Source organism: Klebsiella sp. 1SOBk10mer, assembly GCF_046602535.1.
Lineage (GTDB): Bacteria > Pseudomonadota > Gammaproteobacteria > Enterobacterales > Enterobacteriaceae > Klebsiella > Klebsiella quasipneumoniae.
In genome coordinates this window covers 1-205 of record NZ_JBKIUP010000093.1, presented here as the reverse complement: position 1 = coordinate 205, position 205 = coordinate 1, and the positions used below count along the sequence as shown (strand labels likewise).

General features: G+C 55.1%; 1 protein-coding gene. It reads left to right on the top strand.

The window, feature by feature from the left end; genetic code table 11:
* The coding region (locus tag ACLH1I_RS26775) for a transposase (protein WP_154954705.1) at positions 1–205 on the top strand (205 nt) is incomplete at both ends.

Sequence of the window (205 nt, the reverse complement as noted above, 5' to 3'; positions counted from 1 at the left end):
GTGGAAAGTCAAAAAGCATGGCCAGGAACGCCGCCGTATCTGGCGTAAGCTGCATCTCGCCGTTGACAGTAAAACACATGAAATCATCTGCGCTGACCTGTCGCTGAACAATGTGACGGACTCAGAAGCCTTCCCGGGTCTTATCCGGCAGACTCACAGAAAAATCAGGGCAGCATCGGCAGACGGCGCTTACGACACCCGGCTC